The sequence below is a fragment of the Pedobacter sp. ok626 genome (assembly GCF_900100435.1).
In the GTDB taxonomy this organism is placed as follows: domain Bacteria; phylum Bacteroidota; class Bacteroidia; order Sphingobacteriales; family Sphingobacteriaceae; genus Pedobacter.
Genome location: NZ_FNEX01000011.1, coordinates 69603 through 89123 on the forward strand (window position 1 = coordinate 69603; position 19521 = coordinate 89123).

The 19521-nt window shown below is 40.2% G+C and carries 13 protein-coding genes; 11 read left to right on the plus strand and 2 right to left on the minus strand.

Annotation, left to right across the window (positions count from 1 at the left end; genetic code table 11):
* The first annotated feature begins 384 nt into the window (after nucleotides 1-384).
* From BLS35_RS15750 to BLS35_RS28085, 9 genes are all read left to right on the plus strand, one after another.
* Nucleotides 385-2157, plus strand: coding sequence for an AMP-dependent synthetase/ligase (locus BLS35_RS15750; RefSeq protein ID WP_090782744.1), 1773 nt, complete (start codon nucleotides 385-387; stop codon nucleotides 2155-2157).
* On the plus strand, nucleotides 2135-3850 hold the full coding sequence (gene ggt / locus BLS35_RS15755; RefSeq protein WP_090782746.1) for a gamma-glutamyltransferase: 1716 nt from the start codon (nucleotides 2135-2137) through the stop codon (nucleotides 3848-3850). The genes BLS35_RS15750 and ggt overlap by 23 nt, the downstream gene beginning before the upstream one ends.
* A gap of 128 nt (nucleotides 3851-3978) precedes the next feature.
* Nucleotides 3979-5298 carry a DUF6089 family protein gene (locus BLS35_RS15760; protein WP_090782748.1) on the plus strand — a complete coding sequence of 440 codons (1320 nt, stop codon included), beginning with the start codon at nucleotides 3979-3981 and terminating at the stop codon, nucleotides 5296-5298.
* 134 nt (nucleotides 5299-5432) lie between these two features.
* Nucleotides 5433-5891 (plus strand): MarR family winged helix-turn-helix transcriptional regulator, encoded by a 459-nt coding sequence (locus BLS35_RS15765; protein ID WP_090782750.1) that lies wholly within the window; start codon nucleotides 5433-5435, stop codon nucleotides 5889-5891.
* On the plus strand, nucleotides 5872-8232 hold the full coding sequence (locus BLS35_RS15770; RefSeq protein WP_207909126.1) for a 3-hydroxyacyl-CoA dehydrogenase/enoyl-CoA hydratase family protein: 2361 nt from the start codon (nucleotides 5872-5874) through the stop codon (nucleotides 8230-8232). Before BLS35_RS15765 ends, BLS35_RS15770 begins: the two co-directional genes overlap by 20 nt.
* Before the next feature lie 23 nt (nucleotides 8233-8255).
* Nucleotides 8256-9434, plus strand: coding sequence for an acetyl-CoA C-acyltransferase (locus BLS35_RS15775; protein ID WP_090782754.1), 1179 nt, complete (start codon nucleotides 8256-8258; stop codon nucleotides 9432-9434).
* 13 nt (nucleotides 9435-9447) lie between these two features.
* A complete protein-coding gene (locus BLS35_RS15780; RefSeq protein WP_090782756.1) occupies nucleotides 9448-11238 on the plus strand; it encodes an acyl-CoA dehydrogenase family protein in 1791 nt (596 codons plus the stop codon).
* A gap of 155 nt (nucleotides 11239-11393) precedes the next feature.
* Nucleotides 11394-11882, plus strand: a complete 489-nt coding sequence (locus tag BLS35_RS15785) for an FKBP-type peptidyl-prolyl cis-trans isomerase (protein ID WP_090782758.1) — start codon at nucleotides 11394-11396, stop codon at nucleotides 11880-11882.
* Nucleotides 11879-12778: an FKBP-type peptidyl-prolyl cis-trans isomerase gene (locus BLS35_RS28085; protein ID WP_132226005.1), complete on the plus strand. Its 900-nt coding sequence runs from the start codon at nucleotides 11879-11881 to the stop codon at nucleotides 12776-12778. Before BLS35_RS15785 ends, BLS35_RS28085 begins: the two co-directional genes overlap by 4 nt.
* Nucleotides 12779-12782: 4 nt before the next feature.
* Here BLS35_RS28085 and BLS35_RS15795 read toward each other — a convergent pair whose 3' ends face one another.
* Nucleotides 12783-14087, minus strand: a complete 1305-nt coding sequence (locus tag BLS35_RS15795; protein ID WP_090783034.1) for a cryptochrome/photolyase family protein — start codon at nucleotides 14085-14087, stop codon at nucleotides 12783-12785.
* Nucleotides 14088-14097: 10 nt separating this feature from the next.
* Entirely contained in the window at nucleotides 14098-15003 is a 906-nt protein-coding gene (locus tag BLS35_RS15800; protein WP_090782760.1) for a TIGR01777 family oxidoreductase, read from the minus strand.
* Nucleotides 15004-15257: 254 nt separating this feature from the next.
* On the opposite strand from BLS35_RS15800, the gene BLS35_RS15805 reads away from it, so the two are divergent.
* Together BLS35_RS15805 and BLS35_RS15810 are read left to right on the plus strand one after the other, a co-directional pair.
* The gene (locus tag BLS35_RS15805) at nucleotides 15258-16550 is read left to right on the plus strand and encodes a DASH family cryptochrome (RefSeq protein ID WP_090782762.1); all 1293 of its coding nucleotides are present in this window, start codon (nucleotides 15258-15260) and stop codon (nucleotides 16548-16550) included.
* Between the two features lie 167 nt (nucleotides 16551-16717).
* The gene (locus tag BLS35_RS15810; protein WP_090782765.1) at nucleotides 16718-19513 is read left to right on the plus strand and encodes a 2-oxoglutarate dehydrogenase E1 component; all 2796 of its coding nucleotides are present in this window, start codon (nucleotides 16718-16720) and stop codon (nucleotides 19511-19513) included.
* The last annotated feature ends 8 nt before the right edge of the window (nucleotides 19514-19521 follow it).

The following is a 19521-nucleotide window of genomic DNA, read 5'->3' on the forward strand; positions in this document are numbered from 1 at the left end:
GGACTTTGACTGTTCTGTAAAATGACACAGTTTTGGAAGGTTTCATTATGAATAGGGAATGAATAGTGCTAAAGTTGGGAATGAATAGGGGGTTGCGTTAGGGTTGCCTTACCCTTGCTTTAGGGTTGCTTTACCCCTAGGGTAAGTCAAGGGTAAGGCAACCCTAACGCAACCCTAAAGCAAGGGTAAAGCAACCCCCAATTTTAGCGCTATTCATTTCCTACTTATCCCCTTATCATTACGGTGCCTGACAAAAGCAAATTCAGGCTTGGAATACACGTTAAATATTAATTATTTTTAGTTAAGTTTGGGAAGCAAGGGTTATGTGGCTGGATTTATCAATGCATAATCATTTAACCAAATCTTTAATTAAGCTGATCATATATGGCTGCAATGGTAACGAGAGTATTTGATTTACTCCAATACAACTTAGAGAACTTTCCAAAAGAAGAATTTATTAGCGGTAAGATAAAGGGTAAATGGGTAAATTACAGCACCCAAAAGTTTTGCGAGACAGTTGATCTGTTAAGTAAGGGCTTGATCAGTATTGGTATTGGTAAAGCATCCCGCGTAGCTGTAATGTCGCACAATAGGCCGGAGTGGAACCTTACTGATTTTGCAATAAGTCAAATTGGCGCTTATCAAGTTCCGCTATATCCCACGCTAGCGGAACACGATATCAAGTTTATTCTGGAAAACGCGGAGGTTACCGTGGTTTTTGCGGCTGATGAAGCTATCTACAAAAAATTGCAAGCGGTAAATAAGGAACTGAAATCCCCAGTTAAAATTTACACGCTTGATGAAATAAAAGGAGCAGACCATTGGATGGAGTTGTTAAAGGCTGGTGAAAAGCTTACGGAACTACATTTAGGTAGCTATAGAGATGAGGTAAAACCGGAAGATATCTTAACATTGATTTATACATCAGGTACAACCGGAACACCTAAGGGCGTGATGCTAACGCACAATAACCTGGTGCAGAACTTTGAAAATTCGGCAGTACTTTTACCTCCAGGACTTGAAAAGGGACTTAGCTTTTTACCGCTATCGCATATTTTTGAGCGCATGGTGGTATACCTATATATGTTCTCAGGAGTAAGTGTGTACTATGCCGAGAGTATGGACACGATTGTCGCCGACATACAATTTGTAAAACCGAATGCTTTTTCTACCGTTCCGCGATTACTGGAAAAGGTTTATGAAAAGATTATGGAAAAAGGTAAAGCCCTTACCGGAATTAAAAGGGGGATCTTTTTCTGGTCGGTAGCTCTTGCTGAAAAGTATGAAACCAAGAACAGTTGGTTTTATAATCTTAAACTGGGTATTGCCCGTAAATTGGTATTTAAAAAATGGCAGGAAGCCCTGGGCGGAAACATTGTGGTGATCGTTTCAGGAGGTGCAGCTTTAAACCCTCGTCTTTGCCGCATTTTTTGGGCAGCAGGAATGCCTGTTTTCGAAGGTTATGGTTTAACAGAAACATCACCAGTAATTACCGTTAACCATTTGGATAATACCATGTTTGGGACAGTTGGGCCGGTGATTAAAGGGATGGAGATTAAAATTGCTGCAGATGGTGAGGTTTTAGCAAGAGGCCATTCGATTATGAAAGGTTATTATATGCGTGATGATCTGACCGCTGAAACCATAGATAAAGATGGTTGGTTCCATACCGGTGATATTGGTGAGATTGTTGGCGGACGCTTCCTTAAAATCACAGACCGTAAAAAGGAAATATTTAAAACTGCGGGTGGCAAATACGTTGCACCGCAAACGATAGAAAATAAATTTAAGGAAACGGTTTTGGTAGAGCAGGTGATGGTGTTGGGCGAGAACCGTAAATTCCCGGCAGCCCTGATTGTACCTAATTTTATTGCCCTGAAAGCCTGGGCTGCTAAAAAGGGAATCAAATACAGCACTGATGAGGAGATGGTTAAAAATGCACAAGTTTTAGAGAAGTTTAACCAGATTGTTGAGCTGACTTGTAAAGATTTTGGAAAATGGGAACAGGTAAAGCGTTTTTCTTTATTACCTAAACAATGGAGCATTGATGGTGGGGAGTTGACACCAAAACTGAGTTTGAAAAGAAAAGTGATTCTTGAGAAGAATGCAACTTTGATAGATAAAATCTATACAGATGCAGAAGATTATAAGGGTTAAAGGTTTTATCTCGGTAGCGGCAGCACTATTTATAGCTACAGCTTTTTCTAGCTGTGTTGGCGGTCAGCTTGGTCAGGATAACAGTAACGAATACCGCAATGGTATGGTGGTTTCGGCCAACGAAAAGGCTTCTAGGGTTGGACTAGATATTTTAAAAAGGGGTGGTAATGCCGTTGATGCTGCAGTAGCAGTGCAATTTGCTTTAGCAGTTGTATATCCCAATGCTGGGAACATTGGCGGTGGTGGCTTTATGGTTTATCGTGACGCATCGGGGGAAATGAATTCACTTGATTTTCGTGAAACTGCTCCAGCAACGGCTTCCCGGGATATGTATCTGGATTCGGTAGGCAAGCCTATTGTAGATAAGAGTTTAGAGGGCCATTTGGCATCCGGTATACCAGGATCGGTGGCCGGAATGGTTGCCGCACATGCGAAATATGGAAAGTTGAAATGGGCCGATTTGATTGAGCCAGCTATTGCACTAGCCAAAAATGGATTTAAGCTTAGCGAGCAGCAAGTAGATGAATTGAATAGACTTAAGGCAAGATTTGTAAAAAATAATCCTCAAGGTACAGCATTAGCCAAAGAGACCGAATGGTTGGAAGATGATGTGTTGATACAACCTGAATTAGCGACAACTCTAGAAAAAATAAGAGATTATGGGCGGGCCGGTTTTTATGAAGGGCCGGTAGCTGATAGCCTGCTGGCCGAAATGAGACGTGGAGGAGGAATCATCAGTGCTGAGGATTTAAAAAATTATAAAGCCGTATGGCGTAAACCCATTGTTGGCAATTATAAAGGATATCGTATTGTAACCATGCCGCCACCATCAAGTGGTGGTATTGCTTTAATTCAATTGTTAAAATCTGTAGAGCCCTATCCTTTGAAACGTTGGGGATTAAATTCAGATTCGACAGTGCAGCTTATGGTTGAGGCTGAACGTAGAGTATATGCAGACCGAGCTGAGTATTTAGGCGATCCTGATTTTTATAAGGTGCCACAAGCGCAATTGTTAAACGATGCCTATATAAAAAGCAGAATGGCCAACTTTAACTGGGCGCATGCTACCCCAAGTTCAGAAATTAAGGCTGGGGTGTTAAGGCCTGCCGAGCACGAGGAAACTACGCATTTTTCTATTGTAGATAGAGATGGGAATGCGGTGTCTGTAACGACAACCTTAAACGGCTCCTACGGATCTGCAGTAGTAGTAAAAGGCGGCGGCTTTTTACTAAATAATGAAATGGACGATTTTTCGGTAAAGCCGGGATCACCAAATATGTATGGTTTAGTGGGCGGAGAAGCAAATGCAATTGCGCCTGGTAAACGTATGTTGAGTTCTATGACACCAACTATAGTGGAAAAGGATGGGAAATTGTTCATGATTGTAGGTACTCCTGGTGGTTCTACGATCATTACCTCTGTTTTTCAGACGATCGTTAATGTTATAGAATTTAATAAAACTATGCAGAGCGCGGTGAATGCAAAAAAGTTTCATCACCAATGGTTACCGGATACACTTTATGTAGAGAAAGGTGCCTTAGATAGTGTAACGACCCTGAAATTAATCAATAAAGGCTATCCGATTTTGGAGCGTGGTCCTATCGGTAGGGTGGATGCGATATTGAAAACTAAATGGGGATATTATCAAGGGGGAGCAGATAAACGCGGTGACGATAAGGCAATGGCTTGGTAGAGTTGTATAGAATTATACACAGCGAATGGGAAGTATTGGGGCTTATTAGAGGTTTTACAACTTGGCCTGACAATTGAATTGTTATTTCCAGAATTAATGGAATCTACTAATTATTTAACCCTCCAATTATGAAACAAAATTTATTGAGATGTTTGCCGCTAGCTTTTTCAGCGTTATTGCTTGGTGGTGCTGTTCAGGCACAAGACAAAACGGCCAGTCAGCTTTCTACCTGGTCTATAGGCGTAAATGCAGGTGTGTTGTCACCAATTTCTCCGCTAGGAGGTAAAAACGACTTTTCTAATTGGAAAAGTGATTTAGGATATGGTTTATACATTAAAAAGCAAATTACCCCATATTTCTCGCTACGTCTAGATGGAGTTAAAGGTAAATTAAAAGGAGACAATTCAAAAGCATTTGATGGTGGAGCAGTGATCACCAGTTCAACTACTGGTTTTGAAACTAATCTTGAATATTCAGGTAGCTTAAATGCTGTGGTAAACTTGTTTAACATTAGTATGTTTAATAGCAACAGCGCGGTACAGCTATATGCATCAGGTGGTGCTGGTTTAGCTGGTTATAAAGTAAAAACTTCTACCAACGGTGGTGGTTTAACAGATTACGCAGGTGGTAAGACCATTAGCGAATTGATTATTCCTGTAGGATTGGGCGCTAAGTTTAAGGTGGCCGAAAAAGTTAACCTTGATTTAGGTTGGACTGTAAACTTTGTGGATGGCGATAACCTTGATGGTACTTATCGTGGTAGTAATGATAAATACAATTACGCATATGCAGGTTTAGAATTTTCTTTAGGTCAAGGAAAACAATTGGCATGGCATAACCCAGTAGCTTTAACCTATGATGAGGCATTGCGCGCTAAGCAAGCAGCTGATGCACTGAAAAGTGATTTGGATGCGCAAAAAGCTGAAAATGCAAGGTTAAAATCTGAAGTTGGCGCATTGTCGACTGATAGTGACGGTGATGGTGTTTCTGATAAGTTTGATAAATGCCCAGGTACACCTTCGGGCGTTGTTGTGGATGGCTCAGGTTGTCCATTGAAAGTGCCTGTTCCGGTTGTTCAGGAAAAAGTAATCATTACTGAGGCCGATCGTAAGGTAGTTGCTGATGCGATTAAAAACTTAGAATTTGATTTAGGTAAAGCAACTATACGTGCAAAATCTTATCCTACATTAGATCGTGTTGCTGCGCTTTTGGTGGAGAAAAACTTCAGCTTAAAATTAGCAGGTCATACAGATAATACAGGATCTGCAGCTTTAAACATGAGATTGTCTAAAGATAGAGCGGAATCTGTTAAAGGATATTTAGTAGGTAAAGGTGCAAATCCTTCCAGAATCGAAGCTACAGGCTACGGTATGGCGCAACCTATTGCAACTAATAAAACTGCTGCTGGCCGTCAGCAAAATAGAAGGGTAGAATTTACTTTGTTCTAGCCTAAGACGGTATCCGGTTTAAAAAGCCTTCCTAATTTATTTAGGGAGGCTTTTTTTGTGCAAAAATTTTTAAAGAATTGTATTTGCATTATAGATTTTAATTCGATAGCTTTGTTATGCAAGCATAGTATTTAATGAAACAGCAGGAAACAATTGATTATTTTTTAAAAGTGGTTTGGCAGAATGTATCGAATGCATACAATCAGATTGCCTCGGGGTTTGGCATTACACAAGCCATCGGCTATGTACTCATAAATATTGATAAAGAAGGAACTGCAGTTTCTCAGCTGGCAGGTCTGCTGGGGGTAAAGGCTACCAGCTTGTCAAGAATGCTAAACAATATGGAAGAATTGGGGTTAATATACAGAGAAACGGCTTCCAGCGATAAGCGCTCAGTAAAAGTTTACCTGACCGAGCTTGGTTATGAAAAACGAAAAATGGCCAAAGGTGTGGTAATTGATTTTAATGAATACCTGGCTAAAAACCTGACTGCAGCTGAAAAGAATAACCTTTTGGTAACCTTGCAGAAATTGAACAAACTTACATTGGCATATAAAATTCCGGTAGAAGATGATGAACAAAAAAATAAATAGAGTAGCGGTATTGGGCTCTGGCATTATGGGGTCCCGTATTGCTTGTCACTTTGCAAACATTGGGGTAGAAGTACTTTTGCTTGATATTGCAGCGAAAGAAGGCGATAAAAATAGTATCGTAAACACTGCTTTACAAACTGCAGTAAAAACAAATCCTTCTCCGATATATTCTAAAAAAGTTCTGAATAAGATTGCAACTGGGAATTTTGAAGATGATATGTCTAAAATTGCCAGTTACGATTGGATCATTGAGGTGGTTATCGAAAACCTGGATATCAAGAAAAAGGTTTTTGAACAGGTAGAACAATTCCGTAAACCGGGAACATTGGTGACTTCAAATACTTCGGGTATTCCAATTCATTTGATGGCTGAAGGACGTTCAGAAGATTTTAAAGCAAATTTCTGCGGAACGCACTTTTTTAATCCGCCACGTTATTTGAGGTTACTCGAAATTATACCAACACCGCATACTAAACCGGAGCTGGTAGATTTTCTAATGCATTATGGGGATAAATTTTTAGGTAAAACAACGGTTTTATGTAAAGATACACCAGCATTTATTGCCAATAGGGTTGGGGTATATTCCATTATGGCTTTGCTGCATTTGGTAGAGAAAATGGAGTTGACGGTGGAAGAGGTAGATAAATTTACTGGGCCGGCTTTGGGCAGACCTAAATCGGCAACATTCCGTACTACAGATGTGGTAGGTTTAGATACTATGATTAAGGTGTCTAAAGGGCTTTACGATAATTGTCCGGACGATAAAGCGCATGACTTGTTTAAGCTTCCTGCTTATGTAGAAAAGATGGAAGCCAACAAATGGTTGGGTGATAAAACCGGGCAAGGTTTCTATAAAAAAACAAAATCTGCCGAAGGCAAAACAGAAATATTAGCCTTGGATTTAAAAACGCTGGAATACCGTCCGCAGGTGAAAGTTAAATCAGCTACGCTGGATTTGACTAAGCCAATTGAAAATGTGCGCGACAGAATGAAAGTATTTGCGGCGGGAAAAGATAAAGCTGGCGAGTTATTCAGAGCTTCTTTCTTCGGTCTGTTTGAATATGTGTCTGATCGTATTCCTGAGATTTCTGATGAATTGTATAGAATTGATGATGCCATGCGTGCCGGTTTTGGATGGGACTTAGGTCCTTTTGAGGTCTGGGATGCCGTTGGTGTTGCTGAGGCTATCGAAGGCATGAAAAAGTATGGACATGAGGCTGCGGCCTGGGTTCATGAAATGCTTGCTGCCGGAAATACTTCGTTTTACAAGGTTGAGGATGGAATAAGGAAATATTATGATATTCCTTCTAAAAGCTATAAAGCTGTTCCTGGTGCCGAAGAATTTATTATTCTCGACAACTTAAGAGCCAATAAAGTGATCTGGAAAAATTCTGGAGCTTCTATTATTGACCTGGGGGATGGCATCATCAATGTAGAGTTCCACTCTAAAATGAACACCATTGGTGGGGACACTTTGCAAGCCATCAATAAAGCCATTGATATGGCAGAAAAAGATTATAGAGGGGTTGTGATTGGTAATGACGGGGCAAACTTCTCGGCAGGTGCCAATGTGGGGATGATCTTTATGATGGCAGTTGAGCAGGAATGGGAAGAATTGAATCTGGCCATCAGAATGTTCCAGAATACCTCTATGCGGATTAGATATTCGTCTATCCCAGTAGTGGTTGCTCCTCATAATTTAACATTGGGTGGTGGTTGTGAGTTTAGCTTACATGCCGATCATGTGCAGTTGAATGCCGAGACTTATATGGGATTGGTGGAGTTTGGTGTAGGTGTAATCCCTGGTGGGGGCGGTACAAAGGAATTCGCCCTACGTGCATCTGATGAATATAAAGATGATCAGATTGTGCAAAATGTATTGAAAGATCGTTTCCTGACCATAGGTATGGCTAAAGTTTCTACTTCTGCTGTAGAGGCTTTTGAGTTGGGATATTTGCAAAAAGATAAATATTCGATCAGTATGAACAGGAGCAGGTTAATTGCCGATGCCAAGGCTAAGGCGATTGAACTGGCTGATGCTGGATATACACAACCGGTAAGGCGTAAAGACATTAGGGTTTTAGGTAAACAGGGTTTAGGTATTGTTTACGCCGGTGCCAATACCATGTATTCGGGTCATTACATTTCTGAGCATGATAAGAAGATTTCTGAGAAGTTGGGCTGGGTAATGTGTGGTGGTGATCTTTCATCGCCAACAGAGGTAACAGAACAGTATTTGCTGGATCTGGAAAGAGAAGTTTTCTTGTCGCTTTGTGGAGAGCGTAAGACTTTAGAGCGGATACAGAGTATTGTAACCAAGGGTAAACCATTAAGAAACTAATTAGCTTAATAAAAAGATAAGACATGCAAGAAGCATATATTATAGCAGGATATCGTACCGCAGTGGGCAAGGCCCCTCGTGGTGTATTTCGTTTTACAAGAGCTGATGATTTGGCTGCGGAAGTAATCAGAGCACTGGTAGCTTCGGTGCCTAATCTGGATAAGGAACAGATTGATGATGTAATTGTTGGAAATGCGACGCCTGAGGCTGAGCAGGGATTGAATATAGCCCGTATGATCTCGTTAATGGGATTGGATACGGATAAAGTGCCTGGTGTTACTGTAAACAGGTATTGCGCATCGGGGCTGGAAACTATTGCTACTGCCGTTGCCAAGATTAAAAGTGGAATGGCGGATTGTATTATCGCAGGTGGTGTTGAAGTAATGTCGGGTATGCCTTTTGGTGGTTGGAAAATTGTTCCAAATGCTGATGTGGCAAAAACAAATCCGGATTGGTATTGGGGAATGGGCTTAACTGCGGAAGCGGTAGCAAAGGAATACAATGTGAATAGGGAAGACCAGGATTTATTTTCTTTCCAATCTCACCAGAAAGCGGTAGAAGCCATTAAAAATGGTCATTTGAAAGATGGGGTATTGCCGATAACAGTGAATGAAAATTACCTGGATGCGGATATGAAAAAGAAAACCCGCAGTTATGTTGTGGATACCGATGAGGGACCACGTGCAGATACTTCAGTAGAGAAGTTGGCTAAATTAAAGCCTGTTTTTGCTGCGGATGGTTGTGTTACGGCGGGTAATTCTTCGCAGACTTCGGATGGTGCTGCTTTTGTACTGGTGGTGTCTGAAAAGAAAATGAAAGAACTGGGTGTTGAGCCTATTGCGCGTTTAGTGAGTTATGGAATTGCTGGTGTACCGCCACGTATTATGGGGATTGGACCAATTTATGCGATTCCTAAAGCCTTAAAACAGGCGGGGATGACGCTTGATCAGATAGATTTAATTGAGCTGAATGAAGCTTTTGCTTCTCAATCACTTGCTATTGTAAGGGATTTGCACATCAATCCAGATATTTTAAATGTGAATGGTGGCGCGATTGCTTTAGGACACCCGCTAGGATGTACCGGAGCTAAGTTATCAGTGCAAATATTTAATGAATTAAAAAGAAGGAAACAGAAATACGGAATGGTGACGATGTGCGTAGGTACAGGTCAAGGTGCAGCCGGTATTTTTGAAATGCTTTAATATTATAGAAAACATGGAAGCTACAGACAAGAAAACAATTAAAGGTGGCGAGTTTTTGATCACAGAAACCACTTATCAGGATGTATTTATTCCTGAAGAATTTGATGAAGAGCAAAAGATGATCGCACAAACCTGCCGGGATTTTTTGGCGGCAGAGGTGTTTCCTAATCTTGATCGTATCGATGCTCAGGAAGAAGGATTGATGCCTTCATTGATGGATAAAGCCGGTGAGTTGGGTATTTTAGGTGTTTCGATACCAGAGGTGTACGGAGGTTTTGGGAAGGACTTTAATACTTCTATGTTGGTGGCTGATGTGGTTGGTGCCGGGCATTCTTTTGCCGTAGCGCTATCGGCACATACAGGAATTGGTACTTTGCCTATTCTGTATTATGGAACAGACGAACAGAAAAATAAATATATTCCTAAGTTGGGAACGGGGGAGTGGAAAGCAGCTTATTGCTTAACTGAACCTAATTCGGGTTCGGATGCAAATTCGGGTAAAACCAAAGCTAAGTTATCTGCCGATGGTAAGCATTATGTGATCAATGGTCAGAAAATGTGGATCACCAATGGTGGGTTTGCTGATATCTTTATTGTTTTTGCGAAGATTGATGATGATGCAAATCTAACTGCGTTTATTGTAGAGCGGGAGTTTGGGGGCATTACCATGAATCCGGAAGAGCATAAAATGGGCATTAAAGGTTCGTCGACCAGACAGGTGTTCTTTAACGATTGCCCTGTACCTATTGAGAACATGCTTTCTGAACGTCAAAACGGGTTTAAGATTGCCGTTAATATTTTAAATATTGGGAGGATTAAATTGGCTGCAGCTGCAATTGGGGCTTCTAAAGCAGTGATTGATACGGCTGTGAACTACTCAAATGAGCGGATTCAGTTTGATCGTCAGATTTCTAAATATGGCGCGATCAGGTATAAACTAGCCGAAATGGCAACTAAGGTTTATGCTGTTGAATCTGCAAATTATCGTGCGGGTCAGAATATCGATGATGCTTATGAAACATTGGTTGCTAGTGGTATGGATGCGGGTAAAGCGAAGTTGAAATCTACGGAGCAGTTTGCTGTGGAGTGTGCGATATTGAAGGTTTGGGGTTCTGAAGCTTTGGATTATGTGGTGGATGAAGGTGTGCAGATTTATGGTGGTATGGGCTTTTCTGCCGAGGCACCAATGGACAGGGCATATCGCGATGCGAGGATCAATAGGATATTTGAGGGCACGAATGAGATCAACAGGCTGTTGACGGTGGATATGATGTTAAAGCGGGCGATGAAAGGTGAGTTGGATTTAATGACACCCGCTACTGCTGTCGCAGCTGAATTGATGTCGATCCCTGATTTTGGAGAAGAAGACGATACGCTTTTTGCTGCTGAGAAAAAGATCATTAAAAACCTGAAAAAAGCAACCTTAATGGTTGCAGGTGCTGCAGTGCAGAAACTGATGATGAGCTTATCTAAAGAGCAGGAAATATTGATGAATATTGCAGATATGGCGAGTTATGTATATGTGGCTGAATCGGCAATGCTGCGGACGGAGAAACTGGTAAGCCTACGTGGAGAAGCGGCTTGTGAAGGTCAGCTGAATATGATGCGCATATATTTTGTTGAAGCGGTTGATGCAGTTCAGAAGGCGGGTAAAGAGGCTTTATGGGCTTTTGCAGAGGGTGATGAGCAGCGTATGATGATGGTAGGCTTGAAAAGATTTACTAAAATGGAAGCTTTTAATGTTAAAGATGCCCGTCAAAAGGTGGCACAGCAATTGATCGCTGCTAATAAGTATTGTTATTAAAAATAGACGATTTATTAAAGAAACGATTCATAATTAAAACTGGAAGGCCCGTAATCTGATTGCGGGCTTTTTTTTGTACTACGGTTGTCGGGCGAAAATTGTTAAAATTGGTTAAAAATTGCGCCATCGGCAATAAAAGACTATTTTTGTGAATTATGTTAAAAACCAGTGTCTTGTTCGGGCTTTTTCTGTTGGCGGTAGCTTTTGTTGCCTGCAAAAAAGAAGTGCCTTATGATCAGGCAAAAGAGCTGGAAATTGACGATGAAATGATTGTCAAGTATATGGCAGATAGTAACGTTACGCTCACAAAGCATAGTTCCGGTTTGTATTATAACATCATTAACCCGGGGACCGGAACTGATGTTACCAATACTGATACCATTTACGCTAAATATACTTTGAAAGTTTTAAGAGACTCTGTTGTTCGGGCCAAAAGCCAGGATAGTACTTTTAAGTTCATGCTTCCCGGTTACATAGAAGGCTGGAAAATAGGTGTTGGCTTAATCAAATCAGGTGGCCAAATCCGGATGGTTATTCCGTCTGCTTTGGGTTATCAGCAAAGACCTGTAACATCACCTGTTATTCCACCAAACTCAATATTAGATATTACTTTATCAATAGTTAAAATAAGAAAACCCCAATGATTAAAAAGTTATCATTATATGCCTTTGCCTTGTTAGGCTGTTTAGTTCTATTCAATTCATGTAAAAAGGAGTATGAATCTATTGAAGATGTAGATAAGCGTGCGATAGCGGATTACATTGCTAAAAATAACCTGGTTGGGGTTAAAGATACATTGGGTTATAGTTATCAAATCATTACTCCTGGTACCGGCGCTGCGGTTGCCAATACAGACTCTGTATATTATACTTATGATTTTAAACGTGCAAATGGCGTTTCAATCATTAAAAATGGCGATTACCAAATTCCAGGAACATTTTTAGGCTATACAGATAGGTTTAGTTTTAAGACTATACCAGGGGTTAGACTTACCTTAGCTAAACTAAAAAAAGGTGGTACTGCAAGGATTATTCTACCATCGAGCATGGCATTTGGTAAAAATGGAAACACGGCTTTGGGAGTTGAGTCGAATGAAATCATTATAGTTGAGTTGGCTTTGGTTAATCTTGATCACCAGTATCAAGTAGATAACTTTTTGATCAATAAATTTGTTACTGCTAATAGTTTGACGACTGTTAAACCGACTAATAGAATTCAATATATTGTTTCAAGTGTGGGTACAGGTGCAGATATCTTACCGACATCGAAAATAAAAGTAAAGTATACAGGACGATTGCTAAATGGAACTGTGTTTGATTCTTCTACTGATGGTGTGGAGTTTAATCTTGATGAGGTAATTCAAGGCTGGACATTAGGTATTCCTGGAAATGTAAAAGTAGGTGGAAAGATTAGACTGCTGATTCCTTCTGATTTAGCTTATGGTAAGTCTGCTCAAACTGATGGAATTGGAAATACGACTATTCCTGGAAACTCTTGTCTTGATTTCGATATTGAAGTGATAAGTCTAACGGCTCCTTAAAATATTATTTAGCTAAAGCAGTTTTAAATACGCTTAAAACTCTTTCTCTTGCAAAAGCATGTTCAACTATAGGTAGGACATGCTTTTGTTGTTTTAACTCGGGTACCCAGTAGTTAATATATTCGTTTTTGGGGTCGAATTTTTTAGCCTGGAGTTCTGGATTAAATACCCTAAAGTAAGGTGCCGCATCGTTTCCGCATCCACAAGCCCATTGCCAGCCACCAACATTGCTGGCTTGATCATAATCCAATAGCTTTTCTGCAAAATAAGCTTCGCCCCAGCGCCAATCTATCAAAAGGTGCTTAGTTAAAAAGCTAGCCACTACCATTCTCACCCGATTGTGCATATAGCCGGTTTTATTGAGTTGGCGCATTCCTGCATCTACTAATGGATATCCAGTATTGCCTTTGCACCAGCTTTCAAAATCAGCTTCATTATTGATCCACTGTATATTGTCGTATGCTGGTTTGAAGGATTGATGGGCAGTATGCGGGAAATGCCAGAGGATCATCATATAGAAATCTCGCCAGGCTAGTTCGGATAACCATTTTTCTGCACCTTGTCTTAATGCTTGCCGCGTTGCTTTACGGATGCTAATGGTTCCAAAACGTAGATGTAGGCCGATATGTGTGGTTGCATCTTGGGCAGGGCAATCTCTGTTGCGCTCATATGCCTGTAGTTTTGTTTCAAAGCTTTTGACCGGAAATATTTGTGGGGAACGCTCAAAGCCTAAGTCCTGAAGTGTTGGATTCTTTTCTGTTTGTATAGGAAGCAGGTGGTCGATGTATTTCTTTATCGGATAGGCTTTGCTGTAAAAAGGCTGTAGCTTTTGTCGCCATTGACGGAAGTATGGAGTGAATACGGTGTAAGGTTTTCCATCTGCTTTGCAGATCTCATTCCTTTCGAAGATGACCTGATCCTTAAACGTTTTGAATAATATACCTTTTATCGTTAGCTGCTGTGCTACTGCTTCATCCCTTTTACGGGCGTAAGGTTCATAGTCATGATTAGTGTAGACTTCCTTAACTGTATAGGTGTCCAATATTTCATTCCAGGCTTGTTCGGGCGTTCCATATTTTATCTGTATGGTGGAGTTAAATTGGCTTAAATTTGATTGAAGTTGCAGAAGCGTGTCGTAAATAAACGTTACACGGGCATCATCCTTATTGGGTAGTTTTGAAAGTATATTTTTGTCGAATATAAATAGTAGTAAAACAGGGTAGTTCCCTTTTAATGCATGGTACAATGCCGCATTGTCTGCTATTCTTAAATCCCTACGTAACCAACAAATGCTTATCTCTTTTTTCATGAAATTGTTTTCAGGCGTAAATATCGGATAAGGCATCGAAAAGTTGCGTGTATTTAAATTTAAAATCAGCTGATAATAGCTTTTGGGCTGAAGTATTTGAACTGATGAATACGACATCGCTCATTTCTCCGAGGATCATTTTGAGTACTCTTTCTGGTACATGAAAAGGCCACACGGGGCGGGCGAGCTTATGGGCGATGGTTTTTGTTAATGTAGCATTGGTTACAGGAAATGGCGCGCATGCATTGTAGGCGCCAGCCATTAATGGGCTTTCTACAGCATTTTTGTACATCGCGATGATGTCGTCAAGATGGATCCAGGGGACCCACTGCTTGCCTGTGCCTAAGGGGGCTCCGAGAAAGAACTTAATTGGCCTTTCAAGGGATGCGAGTGCACCTTCACCTTTTGCCAGTATAACGCCCGTTCTGAATTTTACAATTCTTAAACCCAGGTATTTGCCTTTGTCTACCGCGTCTTCCCATTGTTTACAGCATTGGGCCATGAAGCCATAGCCAGGAGGGCTATCTTCGGTAAGAATTTCATCCCCACAATCGCCATAGTAACCAACAGCGGAGGCGGAGATAAAAGTGCTTACATCGGCATTGCTTTCTTTTATGGTTTTGTAGAGCAATTGGGTGGACAGCACCCTGCTATCGATGATTTGTTGCTTGCGCTTTGGGCTCCATCGTTGTTGGGCAATATTCTCTCCGGCCAAATGGATGATTGTATTCACGCCTGTCATGCAATTTGCATCAATATGGCCACTGTATACATCCCATAGGAAAACGTCTACACCTGGAATGTCTCTTAATCTTCTGCTGAGAACTGATACGGTGTGTCCTGATTCTTGTAAGGTCTTGATTAGTTTTTTACCTATCATGCCCGTTGCTCCGGTTATCAAAATTCGCTTGTTCATGTGCAGAGGGTTTTAGGTTAGATAAATACAGCATAAAGAAATTAAAACAATTAGCACCTTATTTAGGTATTGTTTGTTTGACGCTGTGCACTATTGGTTCTTGTATAACTACTTGAGTTGTGATTTGGTTTGTTAAATTATCTTTTTTTAGTAAATATTTTGTTCTGCTTATGTAAAGATTGCCGTAATATTAGTTTTAGGATAAAAAATGGCATATTTTTGAAATATATAGTATAGGTTTAGTCTGGAAATTAATGAGGAACAAGAAAATATTAGTTTGGTTTAGAAACGATCTCCGCTTACACGACAATGAAATGTTGGTTGAGGCAATCGCTAAATCTGACAGTATTTTACCCGTTTATTTTTTTGACCCACGTTACTTTGAAAATACCAGGTTTGGTACGGTTAAGACTGGTGCTTATCGGGCAGGTTTTTTACTGGAGAGTGTATTGGCTTTAAGAAATACTTTCCGTAAAATGGGCGGTGATATTTTACTGGTTCATGGCAAGCCTGAGGATCACATCAAAGAATTAGTGGAACAATTTGATATTGCAGAGGTTTACCATCATCGTGAGGTTGGGCCAGAAGAGACTTTGATTTCGGATGATGTTGAAGATCTTTTGTGGGAACTTAAAATTAACCTTAAGCACTTTATAGGTCATACCTTATACAATAAAGAAGATCTTCCTTTCCCTATAAAGGATATTCCTGATGTTTTTGCACAGTTTAAAAAGAAAACAGAAAGAGATGCGAGTGTTAAAGCATGTTTCTTATCTCCAGAAGAGATTACGTTTGTTGAAAATGAGAACTGGGGCGAATTACCTTCCTTAACTGAATTAGGTTTTGCAGAAAATGATAACGATTTCAGTGCGACATATGCTGTTGGAGGTGAAGAGGCTGGACTGGAGCATTTGAAAATGTTGTTGGCGGACGGTGCTGATATTTACCTAAAAACAAATGGTAAATCTAGTGTTGATAAGCCTGGGTTTTCTTCTCATTTATCGGCTTGGTTGACTTTTGGCTGTTTGTCACCTAGGAAGGTGTATTGGCAGGTTAAAGATGCTGAGCGTGAATTTGGAAGTAATGCTAATTTTAATCAAATGCTGTTGGGTCTGTTGTGGAGGGATTACTACAGGTTTATGTTTAAAAAGCATGGTATTGCCTTTTTTCAGGAAAAGAATCTGGAAAATGATATCATCGCGGCAACTGCAGCAATTGATCCTGCTTTGGAAAATTGGAAAACTGGTCATACCGGAAATCCAATTGTTGACAAGTACATGAAGGATCTGAATGATACCGGTTTTATTCCGCATCCTGGCAGATTATTAGTGGCTACATTCCTTATTCATATACTAGGCGTTCATTGGACTTGTGGTGCCGCATATTTTGAAGAAAAGCTGATCGATTATGCACCTGCGAGTAACTGGGGGAATTGGGCAAGTGTGGCCGGTGTAGATAAAGATACCAAGTCGAAAAACGGATTTGATCTGAGTAAGCAAATTAAAATTCTTGATATCGCTATTTCTGATAGCCCATCTTTTGCTTAGTTGATAAAAGTGTGGAATCTCGGAATTCGACATTCTTACAAAGGATCGGTTGAGCCCTTTAAAGAATGTTTGTCATATGGTCGATTTTCTTAAAGAATTATAAAGAAAATTGCCTGTTTTATAAGGTAAAATCCTAATTTTGCTTCAATATAGCATACTTAAACATAATGGATAATTTATCTTATCTCAGCGGCGCAAACGCCGAATACATAGAGTCCTTATACCAATCTTATAAAGAAGATGCGAATTCGGTAGAATTTGGCTGGCAGAAATTTTTTGAAGGCTTTGACTTTGGCAGAGATTCTTCGGGTGCTGCTGTTAGTTCTGAAGCTCCAGAGCACTTTTTAAAAGAGGTTAATGTGTTAAACATGATCAATGGTTACCGCCAACGTGGTCATTTGTTTACGCATACTAACCCGGTTAGAGAAAGACGTCAGCATTTACCAACATTGGATATTGAAAACTTTGGCTTAGCTAAATCTGATTTAGATACTGTTTTTAATGCAAGTGTTGAATTGGGTATTGGTGCTGCGAAATTGAGTGACATTGTTGCTTTCTTAAAGCAAACTTATTGCCGCTCGATAGGTGCTGAGTATAAATATGTGCGTACGCCTGAAGTGCTTTCCTGGATTGAGCGCAAAATGGAAAGTGTTCGCAACACACCGAATTTCTCTATTGATGAAAAGAAACGGATGTTGACGAAGCTGAATGAGGCCGTTTGTTTTGAGAATTTCCTGGGTACCAAGTTCCTTGGTCAGAAAAGATTCTCATTGGAAGGTGCTGAAGCATTGATTCCTGCGCTGGATTCAGTAATTGAAAAAGGTGCTGCAGTTGGAATTGAAGAATTTGTAATTGGTATGGCGCATAGGGGACGTTTGAACGTTCTGGCTAATATCATGCAAAAATCATATAAAGATATTTTTGCTGAGTTTGAAGGTAAGGCCTATAGTGCGGAATCTCCATTTGGAGGTGACGTTAAATACCACCTTGGTTATTCAACAGATGTGACCACAAATGATGGTAAGAGTGTCCACCTGAGTCTTTGCCCGAACCCTTCTCACCTGGAAACAGTGAATGGAGTGGTTGAAGGAATGACCAGATCTAAAATTGATTTTAAATATGGTGGGGATGATGCCCGTATTGCACCTATTTTGATCCATGGTGATGCTTCGGTTGCTGGACAAGGCATCGTTTACGAAGTGATCCAGATGGCTGGTTTGGATGGTTATAAAACAGGTGGTACTATTCACTTGATCATTAACAACCAAATTGGTTTTACTACAAACTTTAAAGATGCCCGTACCAGTACTTACTGTACCGATATCGCAAAAGTAACTTTGTCGCCGGTATTCCATGTGAATGGTGATGACGTGGAGGCTTTGGTTTATGCGATTAACCTGGCTATGGAATATCGTCAGAAATATAAAAATGACGTATTCATTGATATTTTATGTTACCGTAGGTTTGGGCACAACGAATCTGATGAGCCTAAATTTACGCAACCGTTGCTTTATAAAGCAATAGAGCAACATGCCAACTCAAGAGATATTTATATCGAACAATTGGTAAAAGAAGGATCAATTGAAGCAAGTGTTGCCAAAGACATGGAAAAAGCATTCCGTGCGTTTTTGCAGGAACGTTTAAATGAAGCGAAAGCAATTACTTCTACTTATCAGGACGTGAAGTTTGGTGGTGCATGGTCTGATATGCGTATCGCTACGCCTAAAGATTTTGAAAGCTCGCCAAGTACTGCTGTTAAGGAATCTACTTTATTGGAGATTGCTAAAAGAATAAGCACATTACCGAGTGATAAAAAGTTCTTTAAGAAAATTGAGAAGCTTTTTGAAGAGCGTAGTAAAATGGCCAACACTACCCATGTATTTGATTGGGCTATGGGTGAACAACTGGCTTATGGTACTTTACTTGCGGAAGGAAAAAGAGTACGTTTAAGCGGACAGGATGTTGAACGCGGTACTTTCTCTCACCGTCATGCGGTATTGACTTTAGAAAATTCGGAAGAAGAATATATCCCATTGGCAAATATCTCTGACCAACAAGCTCCGTTTGACATTTACAACTCGCATTTGTCTGAGTATGGTGTTTTAGGTTTTGAGTATGGTTACGCTATGGCTAACCCTAATGCCTTAACGATTTGGGAAGCTCAATTTGGTGACTTCTTTAACGGTGCACAAATTGTTGTGGATCAATATATCGCCAGTGCGGAAACGAAATGGCAACGTGAAAACGGATTGGTAATGTTATTGCCTCATGGTTATGAAGGACAAGGTCCTGAGCACTCATCTGCAAGGATTGAGCGTTTTATGGAGCTTTGTGCAGATTACAACATGCAGGTAACCAACTGTACTACTCCTGCAAACTTCTTCCATGCTTTACGCAGACAGTTTAAACGTGATTTTAGAAAACCTTTGGTGGTGTTTACGCCTAAGAGTTTATTGCGTCATCCAATGTGTGTTTCGCCATTGGTAGATTTCACAGAAGGAAAATTCCAGGAAGTAATTGCGGATACGAACTTAAAAGCTGCTGACGTTACAAGAGTATTGTTCTGTAGTGGTAAGATTTATTACGAATTATTAGAAAAACAGCAAAAAGAGCAAATTAAGGATGTAGCTATTGTTCGTGTTGAACAATTATACCCTACGCCATTAGAGCAGATGGAAGCTGTATATCGCAAATATAAAAATGCTAAAGAAGCACTATGGGTTCAGGAAGAGCCTGAGAACATGGGTGCATGGCCATATTTGTTGCGTAGACTTAGAAAAACATCTTTCAATGATATTGAAGTAATCTCGAGAAAAGAAAGTAGCAGTACAGCTACTGGTTATGCAAAACAACATGCAGATCAGCAAGCTTACATCTTGGCTAAAGCTTTTGAGATGAAGGTTTCTGAAGGTGATGAAAAAATAGCTAAAAAGTCTGTGAGTAAAGTATTTAATGTAGATTAGAAAAAATA

What these genes read in the sequence shown, in the direction of transcription:
- BLS35_RS15750 (WP_090782744.1), top strand. Translation starts at nt 385, where the DNA reads ATGGCTGCAATGGTAACGAGAGTATTTGATTTACTCCAATACAACTTA.
- ggt (WP_090782746.1), top strand. Translation starts at nt 2,135, where the DNA reads ATGCAGAAGATTATAAGGGTTAAAGGTTTTATCTCGGTAGCGGCAGCA.
- BLS35_RS15760 (WP_090782748.1), top strand. Translation starts at nt 3,979, where the DNA reads ATGAAACAAAATTTATTGAGATGTTTGCCGCTAGCTTTTTCAGCGTTA.
- BLS35_RS15765 (WP_090782750.1), top strand. Translation starts at nt 5,433, where the DNA reads ATGAAACAGCAGGAAACAATTGATTATTTTTTAAAAGTGGTTTGGCAG.
- BLS35_RS15770 (WP_207909126.1), top strand. Translation starts at nt 5,872, where the DNA reads ATGAACAAAAAAATAAATAGAGTAGCGGTATTGGGCTCTGGCATTATG.
- BLS35_RS15775 (WP_090782754.1), top strand. Translation starts at nt 8,256, where the DNA reads ATGCAAGAAGCATATATTATAGCAGGATATCGTACCGCAGTGGGCAAG.
- BLS35_RS15780 (WP_090782756.1), top strand. Translation starts at nt 9,448, where the DNA reads ATGGAAGCTACAGACAAGAAAACAATTAAAGGTGGCGAGTTTTTGATC.
- BLS35_RS15785 (WP_090782758.1), top strand. Translation starts at nt 11,394, where the DNA reads ATGTTAAAAACCAGTGTCTTGTTCGGGCTTTTTCTGTTGGCGGTAGCT.
- BLS35_RS28085 (WP_132226005.1), top strand. Translation starts at nt 11,879, where the DNA reads ATGATTAAAAAGTTATCATTATATGCCTTTGCCTTGTTAGGCTGTTTA.
- BLS35_RS15795 (WP_090783034.1), bottom strand. Translation starts at nt 14,087, where the DNA reads ATGAAAAAAGAGATAAGCATTTGTTGGTTACGTAGGGATTTAAGAATA.
- BLS35_RS15800 (WP_090782760.1), bottom strand. Translation starts at nt 15,003, where the DNA reads ATGAACAAGCGAATTTTGATAACCGGAGCAACGGGCATGATAGGTAAA.
- BLS35_RS15805 (WP_090782762.1), top strand. Translation starts at nt 15,258, where the DNA reads ATGAGGAACAAGAAAATATTAGTTTGGTTTAGAAACGATCTCCGCTTA.
- BLS35_RS15810 (WP_090782765.1), top strand. Translation starts at nt 16,718, where the DNA reads ATGGATAATTTATCTTATCTCAGCGGCGCAAACGCCGAATACATAGAG.